The organism is Cryobacterium arcticum (assembly GCF_003185895.1).
Taxonomy (GTDB): Bacteria; Actinomycetota; Actinomycetes; order Actinomycetales; family Microbacteriaceae; genus Cryobacterium; species Cryobacterium arcticum.
The window spans coordinates 1,441,313-1,453,992 of the sequence record NZ_QHLY01000012.1; the positions used below are offsets into that span (position 1 = coordinate 1,441,313).

The window sequence follows — 12,680 nt, forward strand, 5'->3', positions numbered from 1 at the left end:
GGCACGCCCCCAGCCAGGAAGACCGCCGACGCAATGACGCATCCCGCCCGCACCACCGCCCGTCCTGCCGTGGAGGTGCGCCGCGCCCGATTCGCCGTCGCCGTACTCTTCTTCACCAACGGTGCCCTGTTCGCCAACCTGATTCCGCGCTACCCGGCGATCAAAGCAGAGCTCGGCCTCAGCAACGCTGAATTCGGCCTCGCCGTAGCGGCGTTCCCGCTCGGCGCGCTGATCGCGGGCCTCGCCGCCGGCATGCTCATCCGCCGGTTCCGTTCGTCCCGGGTGGCCATCGCCGGCACCGTGCTCACCTCGGTGGGCCTGGTCATCGCCGGTCTCGCGCCCAGCTGGATCGCTCTGGCCGCGGGCATCTTCCTGGCCGGCGCCATGGACTCCATCACCGATGTGGCCCAGAACTCGCACGGCCTCAGGGTGCAGCGGCTCTACCAGCGCAGCATCCTCAACTCCTTCCATGCCGTGTGGAGCATCGGCGCCGTCACCGGCGGATTGCTCGGTGCGGCCGCTGCCCAGCTGGAGGTGCCGCGCGGCACCCATCTCGCGGTCTCGGCCGTCACGTTCAGCCTGTTTGCGCTCTACACCTACCGGTTCCTGCTCGCCGGCCCCGAACCGGTGGAACCCGAGGTTGCGGCAGTGACCGACGCGCACCCGGTCGCGCCCAGCCGCGGCCGGATCGTCCGCTGGCTGGTGCTCGGCGCGCTCGTGGTGATCGCCGCCTCCGGCGCCGTGGTCGAAGACGCCGGGGCGTCGTGGTCGCCCATCTACCTCACCGACACGCTCGAGACCTCCGCCCTGGTCGCCGGTCTCGGATTCATCGCCCTGCAGGGCATGCAGTTCATCGGCCGCCTGCTCGGCGACGGCCTGGTCGACAGGTTCGGCCAGCGGGCCGTCGCCCGCAGCGGCGGGGCGATCGTCTTCCTGGGCATGGGCACGGCCCTCGCCTTCCCGTCGATCCCCGGCACCATCGTGGGCTTCGGCCTCGCCGGGCTGGGCGTGGCCACCCTGATTCCCGCCGCCATGCACGCGGCCGACGAGCTTCCCGGCTTCCGCGCCGGCACCGGACTCACCATCGTCGCCTGGTTGCTGCGGCTGGGCTTCCTGGCCTCCCCGCCGATCGTGGGCGCCATCGCCGACCTCACCACACTCCGATACGGTCTGCTCGTGGTGCCGCTGGCCGGCCTGCTCGTGGTGCTGTTCGCGCCCGTGCTGGCCACCAGGGTGCGCCCGGTTCCTCCGGCTGCGACACCCTCAGACGAACCCGAACTCACCAGCGCGGGCTGACCCCCGCTCGGCTGGCCGCCACGTTCCGCGGAACCGTCCTAGGCGTCCGGCATCTGGTTGGGCGCGCGCACCTCGCGCGCCGGCTCGTCGGGTCGCAAGACCAGGCCCAGGAACACGGCAGTGCCCAGCACGCCCACCAGCATGCTGCCGGCGCCGACCAAGGTGTCGGCCGGCGCGACCTCTGCGGCGAGCGCATCGGGTCGCAGCCCGAGCGTGAAGAGGAACACCGTGCCGGCGATACCGACCAGGATGCAGACGATCAGACCGATCACGCAGAGCATGCGGCGGTTCACGCTGTGCTCCTTCTGATGGTGAAACTTGTGTTGTTAGCTAACCACAGTTCGGCCCTGGTCAGGGAATTAGTTCGCAATGCCGAGTGCGGTAGCTGGACGGGGCACCCCTACCGAGCCCGCTGAAGCCCTGAGTTTCACCTAGTTCGGGTGAAAGCGTGCTTAGACTCGAAGAATGACCGCCTCCGCCGCATCCGCTCCCACCATCGATCCCGCCGCCTCCCCCGCCGCCGCATCCGCTGGGATCACGATGTTCGGCGCCGAGTGGTGCCGGGACTGCCGCCGCTCGAAGAAACTGCTCGACGAGCTGGGCGTGGCCTACGACTACGTCGACCTGGAGTGCGTCGCCGACGGCGCCGACCGAGCGAAGGCCATCAGCGGCCGCACCCAGATTCCGGTGATCGTCTTCGCCGACGATTCACACCTGGTCGAGCCCAGCGACGCCGACGTGCGCGCCAAGCTCACCGAGCTCGGCACGATCTAGCGCGAGTACCCGCCGCGCGCGCTCAGCGGTCGTGCGGGTCCCGGGTACGGTTGCGCATCAGCGACCCGTACGACACGGTGAGACTGCTCGCCGCAACGATGACCGCGCCGACTCCGAGCGCGGTAAACGGCCCGCCCCAGAGCATGCCGCAGGCGAACATCACCACAGCGGCCATGCCCGAACCCAGGCCGATGGCCGCCCCGGTGACAATCCACGTGGTGGCGTCGCGCCGGTCGATCGAGCTGCCCGGTGCAGCGCGTCGCTGGTTCCGGGCGAGGCGCACCACATACATGAAAATAAAAACGACACCGGTCACCACGAGAAAGCTGAGGATGTAACCGATTGTCGCCATGCCTGAATCTACCTTAAATATCCCGGTCGGTTTGGAAATTCTTGGCAGGTTGGCTTGGGCTCGGCGACTCGGGCACCGCGAACCCGGCCAGCTCCTGCACCAGCAGGCTCCGCAGCGTGGTGAGGTCGGGGCAGGCGTCGAGGTCGGCCACCAGGGTGATCGCCAGGGTGCCGGCGTACGACAGCACGGCGAACGCGACGGTGACGTTGCCGGTGGGTGCGCTCAGCGGCAGCAGCGCCGTGACCGGGCAGCCGAACATCGTCAGCGGCGCCGCCGGGCCGCGCACATTGCTGGTGAACGTGTGGATGCGGCGTTGCCCGTTGATGAACCGGCGGTACAGTCCCAGCCGCGCCAACAGGCGAAACAGCGGGCCGAGCAGGGCCGTGGATGCGCCGCGTGCGCTCCCCCGAGCGGTGCGGCTGAGTACGGTGACCCGGTGCAGTCGCGTTGTGGCGTCGCCGACGGCCGGGATGCGCAGCGGGATCACGCCGCTGGCGTTGCCGAGCTGCCCGGCACCGGTCTGTTGCCGGGCCGAGAACGGCACCGACACCACGATTTCGTCCAGCCGTTCACCGCGCGTGGCGAGCAGCCGGTGCAGCGCCGCGGCGACGAGGCGCATCAGGGTGCCGGGCAGCTCGCGCATCGCTCGTGCGCGCAGTCGCATCGCATCCGCGGCGATCCGACGGCGCGCCGGCTGTGGGCGGGGAAAATCTGCAGCCAGGCTGCCGATGGCGGCGCCGTCGGCGAGGGCGCCGAGAACCGCCAGTCCGCCCACGCCGTCGGCGAGCACGTGATGGATCACCACGACGAGCGCGGCCGACCGGCCGGTGGCGGTCGTGACCAACCGGGCCACCCAGAGCGGCCGGTCCCGCGGCAGCGGCGTGCCGAGCAGCTCGGCCGCCTGAGCGAGCATCAGATTCTCCGGCAGTCTCTCCCCGGGCAGCTCTAGCACGCTGACGTGCCGGGCGACGTCGAAACCGGGGTCGTCCACCCAGATCGGCCGGCCGCAACCGGCGGGCACGGTCAGCAAGCGTTGCCGCAGCCGGGGCACCGCCGCCGCCCGCCGGCCGAGCTGTTCGACCGCGCGGCGCGGGTCGAGGCCCGCGGCTGCGTCGAGCAGCAGCACCGCGCCCACCTGCATCGGGGTGGATCCGTTCTCGGCGACCAGGGCCATGAGGTCGTCGGCACTCGCCCGGTCGATCGGTGCCCTGCTGCGCATGTCCCGACCGTATACCCGGGTGCCCCGCGCGTTCCCGCCCCCTAACGCGGCACGCCGAGCATGTCGGCCAGGATGCCCAACGCCGCCGCTTCGTCGTCGCTGACCGCGCGCCGCCGCCCGTCGGCCTCCGGCCCTACTCGGGCCAGCCGCTCGCCTTCGCGGTACAACCAGGCCCGGAAGGCGGAGTCCATGGCCGGCGCCTGGGCCTCCACCAATGCCAGCGCGCGGCCCAGCTCGACCAGCACCCGCTCCTGCGTTCCGGCCCTGCCGTTGATCCGGCCCAGGTCGCGGGTCAACACGCCCGCTATCAGGTCGGCTTCGATTTCCTGCACAATCGGCAAGCCGTCGGGCCGGGAGGCCTCCAACGTGACGGCCTTCTCCGCGGTGAGCATTTCGGTGACCACGCCGATCGGGCCGCTGGGCGAGACCGAAACCAGGTACATGCCCACCAGGAACGGGGCGGCGGCCACCACGCGCCACTCGTCGGCGGTGAACGCATCCCTGACGGCCATCTCAGCACCTCGCAGAATGCCACGCTACGCCTGTGCGGGCTCGCCCCGAAAGCCCACTTCGGCACCTCGGATCACCCCGACGGGGCCGGTGAGCCGTTGAAGCGCACCCGACGCGGGGGTACCGTGTGCGCCATGACCACAGTCACCCAGTACTGGGCACCTGCACGAGGGCCACAACGGCTTATACCAGGCCAGGGGCACGCTGATCTGGTCGTGGGCGCTCGGCGACAACGCGCATTACTGGGGCTACGCCGTGCGCCCGTACCAGGGCAACATGCAGGTCGAGATCCAGCGGCAGTGGACCACCTCCGACAATGACATGCAGTTTGTCGAGAACTTCCTCGTGTCGGTGTCCGATCCGGTCGGTCGTGAATTCCGCCCGTCCGGCAACGGCGGACTGCTGATCTTCACCGCCATCAAAGTGGAGGCGTGATGCAACTCATCGCCGTGCACGACCGGGCCGGAACCATCATCGGGGCCGTGCTCGACGACGGTGAGCACCCCACGCCGATCCCGGTGGCCCCGGAGGATTACCAGCTGGCCCGCATCGACCTCACCGACGAACAGGCCCGGCTGTCGCTGGACGAGTTGTGCACCCGGATGCTCGTGGACAGCGAGACGAACACCCTCACCCCCATCTACAAACCCGCGACCGACTGACCATCACCGCAGCCCACCATCCGCAGCGACACCGGTAGTCTTCATCCCGGGGGTACCAATGAGCACGTCAGACCAGCAGACAGTCGAAGCCGAGGGCCTCGCGATCTTCGAGGACGTGCACGACGTGCGGCCCGAGGCCGCGGGCGTGGTCGGTCTGCAATTGGCGGCCGTCGTCGTGAGCTACTCGGTCATCCTGGCCATCGTGGTGGTCGTCGTCGTGGTCGTGGTCCTCGCGATCACGATCTTCTGGCCCTTCCTGGTGGCCGCCCTGTTCCCCGGGCTGTACGGCCTGGTGACAGCCTTCGGCTAGGCCTCCAGCGCCGCCCGGTACTTCTCATACCGGGGCTTGCCGACGACCCGCCAGATCAGACGCACCGGGGCCGGCAGGTGTGCGCGCTGCCAGGCCACGCCACCGTCCGGCTGCGCGGCAAGGATCGAGCCCAACTGAATGAACATCTTGCCCTTGGGCGTGGACCTGCGGCCGTGTTCGGCGAGGGCGTCGACGTCCTTCGGAGTGAGCACGGTCTCCATCACCGGCACGATGTTCTTCTCTTCATCGGGCAGGTGCACGGCCAGGGCCGAATTGATTCCGTCGAGAGCGGCAACGACGGAACCGGCGTCCGTGGTGCTCCCGGTAGCCCGCCAGGGCGGCAGCGCCGTGTCGAGCTCGCCGAGGTGCACGAGCATCTCGGCGTGCTGGGCCTTCATCCGCTCGACGTGCGCCGCGCACGAGGGAGCCCGGCTCTCGAGCCGGCCCCACAGCAAGGTGTCCTCGCCTTCGTGATGGCCGTGCAGCCCCACGGAGAGCATCGACAGATAGTCGCCGACGAGGTCGGCCTGTGCCGCATCACCGCCGGCGACGGCGCCCACCAGGGCGGGCGATTCGCCGAACCCGGCCCGGAACATCCGGTGGATCTCGGCCATGCCGCCGGCGTCGCAGGTCTTGACGGCAGCGGTGCCACCGCCGGGTTGCGGGGTGTCGCCGCTGGAGGGCAACGCGGTTGCAGGCATCAGGCCTCCTTCATCACAGCACTGGCGCTGAAACTGTAGCCGCGCGGTGCCCGGTCTTCAAGGGCGACGCCGCGGCATCGCGCGCTGTCTGACGGTGCCCGCACGTTCTATGCGAGTATGGGGCGAGACCAGCAGTGCGATCAGCTCGCAGGTGGAGGCGGTATGTCAACGGGGGCAGCTCGACCCGGCGCCGCCGCGCCCGTCCCGCCGACCGGGATGCGCTGGCTGGGCGAAATTCCAACTGGCCTGCTCGCGCAGCTCCCGCAGGTGCCGGCCGGCACCGCCATTGTGGTGCACCGGGCGCCCGACGGCCGAGTCATCGCTGCCAACGCTGCCGCGGCGCAGCTGCTTCACCTCACCTGGGATCAGCTGCTCGGCCGCGCTCCCGGCGACCAGCGCTGGGCCCCGATCGACGAGTGGGGCGTGCCCCTCTCGCCCGAGCTCGAACCCGCGATGCAGACGCTGGCGACGGGGCGTGCAGCCACCGATAACCTGCTCGGCATCACCCTGCCCGGCGACGACGGCGCACCGGAGCAGCTCAACTGGATCAGCGTCTCGGCCACCGTGGCCACCGATCATGACGAGGGGATGCTTGCGGTCATCGCGGTGTTCACCGACGTTTCCGAGACCGACCGGGCACGCGCCGCCACCCGGCTCGTCTTCGCCGGCTATCGCGCCCTCTCCGACAACATCACCGACTTCGTGCTGCGGTGCGCACGCGACGGCACCGTGCTGTGGGCCTCGCCCGCGGTGACCGCGGCGACCGGCTGGAGACCGGATGCCCTCGTCGGGCGGGCCGGCGCCGACTTCTCCTACCCGGGTGAAAGCTGGCAGGACCCAGCCGCCATCCAGCGGCTGGCTGCCGGGGATTCGTCGAGGGGCCGGTGCCGCTTCCGGTCCGCCGACGGTTCCTACCGCTGGTTCTTCAGGTCCTCCCGCCCGCAGCTTCTGCACTCCGGCGGCGTCACCGGGGTGGTGCACGGCTTCACCGACATTGATTCCCTCGTCGACGCCGAGAATTCGACCGAAATCGAGCGCGCTCGCCTCCGGGCTTCGCTGGACAGCCTGGCCGACCCGTACGTTCTCGTCGAGGCAGTGCATGACGACCGGGGCGCCATCGTGGACTTCACCATCACCGAGGCCAATCCCGCCGCGTGTGTGTTCCACCGGATGACGCGGGACGAGATCCTGGGTAGTTCCCTGCTCGGCCCGATGCCCGCGGCCATCTCTGATTCCCTGACGGCGCTGTGCATCGACGTGCTCCGCACCGCAGAGCCACAGGACCTCAACGGGATCCACGCGCTGTCATCGCAGGACGACGGCGGGGACCGCTGGTACGACTTCCGCGGCGCCCCGGTCGGCGACGGCGTTTCCGTGGTGTGGCGCGACGTGACCAGCCGGCACCTCTCGCACCAGGCCGTGCTCGACTCCGAGCAGCGTTACCGGCAGCTGGCCGAGAACGCCTCTGACATCGTGCTCATGGTCGACCCGCACGACCAGCAGATCTGGGCGTCGCCGTCGTTGCAGGAGGCGTTGGGCTGGACACCGGAGCAGCTGGTGCTGCGCGCATCCACGGAGTTCGTGCACCCAGACGACCTGGCCGGCCTGCTCGGCGAGCCGGACGGCACCGTCGCGGCCCCGCGCCGGCTGCCACCGTTCCGGGTGCAGCACAGCAACGGGGAGTACCGCTGGATCTCGGCCCGCACCCGTGACGTGGTCGACGACGCCGGAGAGCTCGTCGGTCGGATCATCGCGGTGCGCGACGTTCACGAGGAGACCCTCGCGCAGCAGGCCCTCCAACGGTCGGAGGAGATGTTCCGGAGCGTGCTGACGTCGTCGGCCAACGGTGTGATCATCTGCGACTTCAGCGGGCGCATCGAGCTCGTCAACGACGCCGTCTGCCAGCTGATGCAGCGCGACGAGGACTGGCTGGTGGGTCGGTTCACCAATGACCTCGTTCACCCCGACGACGAGACGGCCCTGGTCGCAGCGCGGGCCTTGACCATCGCGGATGTGCCGCGGCCGCCGGCCGCAGAGCTCCGGCTGATGCGCGCCGACGGCAGCATTTTCTGGGCGCGCCGCACGGCGTCACTGATCCGCAGCGCCGGTTCCCCGGCAGAACGGCTGGTCGTGCAGCTGGAAGACGTCACGGACGAACACCTCGCACGCGCGCAGCTCCTCTTCCAGGCGTTCAACGACCGGCTCACCGGCATGCACAACCGGGACTGGATCCTCGCCGAGCTCGAAACTGACCTCGCCGCCGCCCTGACCCACGACGCTGTCGTCGGGGTGCTCTTCATCGACCTCGACAACTTCGAACTCATCAACGACTCGCTCGGGCATGTGGCCGGCGATGAGGTGCTCATCGAGGTCGCCGCGCGCTTGCGGGCATCCCTCGGCCCCACCGACCGGGTCGCCCGGTTCGGCGGCGACGAGTTCGTGGTGGTGATCCCCGCGGTCAGCGGACCCGCCGAGGTCGAGCGGATGGCCGAGAGCATCGCCACGGCCATCGGCACGGAGCTGAGCATCCACGGGCACCGCATCGTGCCCACCGTGTCGATCGGCATCGCCCTGTCCACAACCGATTCCAGCTCGGCCAGCCTGCTGCGTGACACCGACTCCGCGCTCTCCAACGCCAAACGTTCCGGCCGCGCACAGTGGCGACTGTTCGACGCCACCATGCACTCGCAGGCGATGACCCGGCTCATCCTCGAAGAAGAGATCCGCACCGCGCTGCTCCAGGGTGATTTCGTGGTGCACTATCAGCCGATCGTGGCCCTCGCCGATCGCAGCATCGTGGGGTACGAGGCCCTGGTGCGCTGGCAGCATCCGGAGCGCGGCCTGTTGGTGCCGGCGGAGTTCCTCCCGATCGCCGAAGATTCCGGCCTCATCGTGGGCATCGGATCAGCCGTGCTCGACCAGGTCTGTGCGGTGCTGGCCGAGCACCCGGATGCGCCGGGGCCGATCAGTGTCAACGTCTCGGCCGTCGAGCTGGCCTGCGACGACTGGTCCGAGCGGTTTCTGGCCACTCTCCGCCGGTACCGGGTGGAACCGTCCCGGATCATCGTGGAGGTCACCGAAACGGCCGTGCTGTCGCTGACCACGCACACCATCGCCAGCCTAAGAGCGGTGCGTGACCTCGGAGCCGGCCTGCACGTGGACGACTTCGGTACCGGGTTCTCCTCCATCGCGTTGCTGCGCGACCTCCCCGTGACCGGCCTCAAGCTCGACGCGAGCTTCGTGTCGAACCTCGATGCCGGGGTGCACGACGCCAACACCCTCGCCAGCGGCCTTGCCGCCCTGGTCACCCACCTCGGGCTCACCGGCGTGGCCGAAGGCATCGAAACCGAGGTGCAGGCGGAGGCCCTCACTCGCCAGGGCTGGCAACACGGTCAGGGGTACCTGTTCGGTCGTCCGGCGGCCTGGGCCTCTCGCACCGGTTAGCGCACGCCGCCCATCAGCCGCAGGATCGGCTTGGTGAACAGCCCCAGAATGACACCGAGCACGATGGCGATGCCGCCGAGCACGCCGAAGTACAACTGCTCAGGCGCGGTGGCGTACCACTCGGCGAGCAGCCCGGAAATGGCGGTTCCGAGCGCGACCGAGAGGAAGAACAGGGCGACCATCTGGGTCTTGAACAGGTCGGGGGCGAGTTTGGTGGAAACCGACAGCCCCACTGGCGAGAGCAACAGCTCGGCGACGGTGAAGATGAGCAGGATGCCGACCATCGCCAGCAGCGGGGTGGAGTTCGCCGCACCGCCGGCGAACGGCAGGAAGAGCAGGAATGCCAGGCCCATGATGCCGGTGCCGAAGGCGAACTTCACCGGTGTCGACGGTTGCTTCGCACCCCACTTGGTCCAGATCGCGGCGAACACGCCCGACAACACGATGATGAACACCGGGTTGATCGACTGCACCCACGACACCGGCATCTCCCAGCCGAACAGGCTGCGATCCAGCCGCAGGTCGGAGTAGATCGTCACGACGGTGAACTGCTGTTGATAGAGAGACCAGAACGCCACGCTCGCGATGAACAGCGGGATGAACGCATACACGCGCTTCCGCTCCACCGTGGAGATGTGCTTGTTGCCCAGGATCACGATGAAGTAGGTCACGGAAGCCACGATCGTGACCCCGATCACGATGGTGACGAGGTTGGTGGCGGTGATGACTCCGGTGAGCACCAACACCACGATGAGCAGGATGAACGCCGCGGCGATCAGCGCGTAGGGCAGGTAGCGGCTGCGCGGCAGCGGGTCGGGAACCTCGCGGGAGATGTCGGGCAGGCGCTTGCGCCCGAACGAGTACTGGATCAGGCCGATCGCCATGCCCACGGCAGCCAGGCCGAAGCCGTAGTGGAAGCCGACGGTGGACTGCAGCAGCCCGGTGAGGATCGGGCCGAAGAACGCGCCCAGGTTGATGCCGAGGTAGAAGAGGGAGAACCCGGCGTCGCGGCGGGGGTCTTCCTTGCGGTACAGGGTTCCGACCACCGAGGTGGCGTTGGCCTTGAGGCCGCCGCTGCCGAACGCGATCAGGATCAGACCGACGATCACACCGGCGACACCTGGGATCAGCGCCAGGCCGATGTGACCGAACATGATGATGAACGCGCTGACGTAGAGCACCCGTTCGGAGCCGGCCAGCCGGTCGGCGATCCAGGCGCCCAGGATCGTGGAGAGGTACACCGCGCCGCCGTAGGCACCGACGATTCCCGCCGCCGTGGCCTGCGGAATGCCCAGGCCGCCCTCTGCCGCCGAGTAGTACAAATAGAGCAGCAGGATGCCCTGCATCCCGTAGAACGAGAAGCGCTCCCACATCTCCACGCCGAAAATGCTGGCCAGAGCCCGAGGTTGACCGAAGAATCGGTGGTCGTCCTGAGGAGTGTCCGAATCGTGCTCAGCGATACTGGTCATTCTTCGACGATACTCTCGGGGTCCGCGCAGAGGGCACCCGAATTGGGACTTCCGGGCCGTGCGGCATCCGCTACCCTGCACCTGCGCCGGTGCCTGCACTTACGCCGGAGCGTGCATTCACGCTGGTGGCACTGGCACCCGCACCGGCGCGACCTCGGCCGCGGCCGCCGACCCGGTGACAGCGCCGGCGGCCGCCGCTCCGGCACCCAGCCTCGGGGTGCGGCGGCGGGTGCTGCTCGCTCTGCCGCGCCCGTAGACCAGCCACATGGTGAAGCCCATGATGATCATCAGCAGCACCGTGTACACGAAGGTGATCGACATGGCATCGAGGTTGTTCTCGCCCTCGGTGCTCGCCCGGATCGCCAGGCCCAGAGGCTCGTAGAGCGGGTGGTAGAGGAACACGGCGGCGTCGTAGTCATCCAGCAGGCTGTTGAAGTTGAGCGCCGTGATCGCCGCGGCGGTGGGCAGAACCAGCGGCACCAGCACCGTGCGCAGGGTGAACAGCGGGCCGGCACCCAGGATGCGCGCGGCATCCTCGAGAGATTCGGGCACCGATGCGAACGCGGCCTTGAGCAGCCGCAGGGTGAACGGGATCTTGATGATCACGTACGCCACCAGCAGCAGCATGGTGGTGCCGGTGAGCACCTGCCCGCCGATCAGCGGGTTGGGCCGGTCGAAGGTCATCACCAGAGCCAGCGCGATCAGGATCGTCGGCAGAATCCACGGGATGTGCAGCAGGTACTCCAGCAGCGACGTGACGGGGTTGCGGTGTTTCTGGAACACCCTCGCCACGAACAGCATGCCCAGCACCACGATCAGCGACGCCAGGGCGCTGTAGACCACGCTCACCACGAACGGTTTCAGCACCGCGGGGGTGCCGAACACGGTGGCGTAGTTGGCCAGGGTGAAGGCATCCCAGGTGATGGTGCCGGTGCTGATCGCGGTGGACTCGAGGAACGAGAACAGCACGATCAATAACACCGGCAGGGCGTAGATCACGAACAGAACGTATGCTGCCACGTGCACCAGCACGTTGGCGAGTGGATTGCGGATGCGCTGCTTCTGCAGCGGGGTGGCCACCTTGGCCACCGAGAAGTACACGCCGCTCTTCTCGACCCGGTTCATCATGGCCAGCAGCACGATCGTGGCCAGGCCCAGGATGATCGCCAGCAGCGCGGCCAGGTCGCGGGAGCCGCTGCTCTTGGAGAAGGTGAGAATCATCGGTGCGATGGTCTGGAAGTCCGTGCCGCCGAGCACCAGCGGGGCGGTCAGTGCGCCCAGCCCGGTGAGGAAGGTGAGCACGGTGACCGCGAAGATCATCGGCCTAAGCGCCGGCAGCACGATGCGCCAGAGGATGGTGAGGGTGGACGCGCCCATGTTGCGGGCCGCTTCGATGGTCTGGTAGTCGATCTTCGCCAGCGACGAACCGAGGAAGAGCATGTGGTTGGTGGTGGTGGCGAGGGTCATCACGACCACCACCGCGAAGTAGCCGGAGAACCAGTTCGGATCGATGTCGGGGAAGACGTTGCGCACGGCGTTGGTGATGAAACCGTACTTGCCGTAGATGAAGTTGTACCCGGCGGCCAGCACGATGCCGCCGTAGATCAGGGTGGTGGCGTAACCGAGCCAGAGCACCCGGGAGCCGCGGATCTTGAAGTAGTCGGTGACCAGCACGATGAAGATGCCCACCACGTTCACCGTCACCGCGAGCGTCGCGGCCAGGGCGAAGCTGTGCCAGAGGCTGTTCAGCGCCCGCTCGGAGCTGACCAGCTTCTCCAGCGCCCGGAAGCTGAATCGGCCGTCGGGAAAGAACGTGCTGATCAGCAGGGTGGCGTTGGGCAGCACAAGGAAGGTGGCCACGAACCAGACCAACACGACGAGCACGATGACGACCAGGGGTGAGCGGAGCATGCCCCGCCAGGAAGAGTTGCGCATCCGGTGTC

At 68.5% G+C, this 12,680-nt stretch carries 13 protein-coding genes; 6 read left to right on the forward strand and 7 right to left on the reverse strand.

The features are described 5' to 3' along the window. Positions 1-33 precede the first annotated feature (33 nt). Positions 34-1,296, forward strand: a complete 1,263-nt coding sequence (locus tag CTB96_RS16465; RefSeq protein ID WP_110127883.1) for an MFS transporter — start codon at positions 34-36, stop codon at positions 1,294-1,296. A 38-nt stretch (positions 1,297-1,334) separates the two neighbouring features. On the opposite strand, the gene CTB96_RS16470 is transcribed toward CTB96_RS16465, so the two are convergent. Then, positions 1,335-1,589 (reverse strand): hypothetical protein, encoded by a 255-nt coding sequence (locus CTB96_RS16470; RefSeq protein ID WP_110127884.1) that lies wholly within the window; start codon positions 1,587-1,589, stop codon positions 1,335-1,337. Positions 1,590-1,836: 247 nt separating this feature from the next. On the opposite strand from CTB96_RS16470, the gene CTB96_RS16475 reads away from it, so the two are divergent. Next, positions 1,837-2,070 carry a glutaredoxin domain-containing protein gene (locus tag CTB96_RS16475; protein WP_248283499.1) on the forward strand — a complete coding sequence of 78 codons (234 nt, stop codon included), beginning with the start codon at positions 1,837-1,839 and terminating at the stop codon, positions 2,068-2,070. Between the two features lie 22 nt (positions 2,071-2,092). Here CTB96_RS16475 and CTB96_RS16480 read toward each other — a convergent pair whose 3' ends face one another. From CTB96_RS16480 to CTB96_RS16490, 3 genes are read right to left on the reverse strand one after another with little or no spacing between them, the layout of a single operon-like run. Beyond that, positions 2,093-2,422 carry a hypothetical protein gene (locus tag CTB96_RS16480; protein ID WP_110127886.1) on the reverse strand — a complete coding sequence of 110 codons (330 nt, stop codon included), beginning with the start codon at positions 2,420-2,422 and terminating at the stop codon, positions 2,093-2,095. Between the two features lie 13 nt (positions 2,423-2,435). Continuing rightward, positions 2,436-3,641, reverse strand: a complete 1,206-nt coding sequence (locus CTB96_RS16485) for a wax ester/triacylglycerol synthase domain-containing protein (protein WP_110127887.1) — start codon at positions 3,639-3,641, stop codon at positions 2,436-2,438. Positions 3,642-3,682: 41 nt separating this feature from the next. Beyond that, positions 3,683-4,153, reverse strand: coding sequence for a hypothetical protein (locus CTB96_RS16490; RefSeq protein ID WP_110127888.1), 471 nt, complete (start codon positions 4,151-4,153; stop codon positions 3,683-3,685). 274 nt (positions 4,154-4,427) lie between these two features. On the opposite strand from CTB96_RS16490, the gene CTB96_RS20610 reads away from it, so the two are divergent. From CTB96_RS20610 to CTB96_RS16505, 3 genes are read left to right on the forward strand one after another with little or no spacing between them, the layout of a single operon-like run. Continuing rightward, positions 4,428-4,586, forward strand: a complete 159-nt coding sequence (locus CTB96_RS20610; RefSeq protein ID WP_181397311.1) for a hypothetical protein — start codon at positions 4,428-4,430, stop codon at positions 4,584-4,586. Continuing rightward, on the forward strand, positions 4,583-4,813 hold the full coding sequence (locus CTB96_RS16500; protein ID WP_146215840.1) for a hypothetical protein: 231 nt from the start codon (positions 4,583-4,585) through the stop codon (positions 4,811-4,813). Before CTB96_RS20610 ends, CTB96_RS16500 begins: the two co-directional genes overlap by 4 nt. A 58-nt stretch (positions 4,814-4,871) precedes the next feature. Then, positions 4,872-5,123, forward strand: a complete 252-nt coding sequence (locus tag CTB96_RS16505) for a hypothetical protein (protein ID WP_110127891.1) — start codon at positions 4,872-4,874, stop codon at positions 5,121-5,123. Here CTB96_RS16505 and CTB96_RS16510 read toward each other — a convergent pair. Next, positions 5,120-5,824, reverse strand: coding sequence for a hemerythrin domain-containing protein (locus CTB96_RS16510; protein WP_110127892.1), 705 nt, complete (start codon positions 5,822-5,824; stop codon positions 5,120-5,122). The genes CTB96_RS16505 and CTB96_RS16510 overlap by 4 nt on opposite strands. 162 nt (positions 5,825-5,986) lie before the next feature. Between CTB96_RS16510 and CTB96_RS16515 the strand changes: the two genes are divergently transcribed. Next, entirely contained in the window at positions 5,987-9,268 is a 3,282-nt protein-coding gene (locus tag CTB96_RS16515) for a sensor domain-containing protein (protein ID WP_181397312.1), read from the forward strand. Here CTB96_RS16515 and CTB96_RS16520 read toward each other — a convergent pair. Both CTB96_RS16520 and CTB96_RS16525 read right to left on the reverse strand, forming a co-directional pair. Further along, positions 9,265-10,737 (reverse strand): peptide MFS transporter, encoded by a 1,473-nt coding sequence (locus CTB96_RS16520; protein ID WP_110127894.1) that lies wholly within the window; start codon positions 10,735-10,737, stop codon positions 9,265-9,267. The genes CTB96_RS16515 and CTB96_RS16520 overlap by 4 nt on opposite strands. A 117-nt stretch (positions 10,738-10,854) precedes the next feature. After that, on the reverse strand, positions 10,855-12,672 hold the full coding sequence (locus CTB96_RS16525) for an ABC transporter permease (RefSeq protein WP_110127895.1): 1,818 nt from the start codon (positions 12,670-12,672) through the stop codon (positions 10,855-10,857). Positions 12,673-12,680 lie beyond the last annotated feature (8 nt).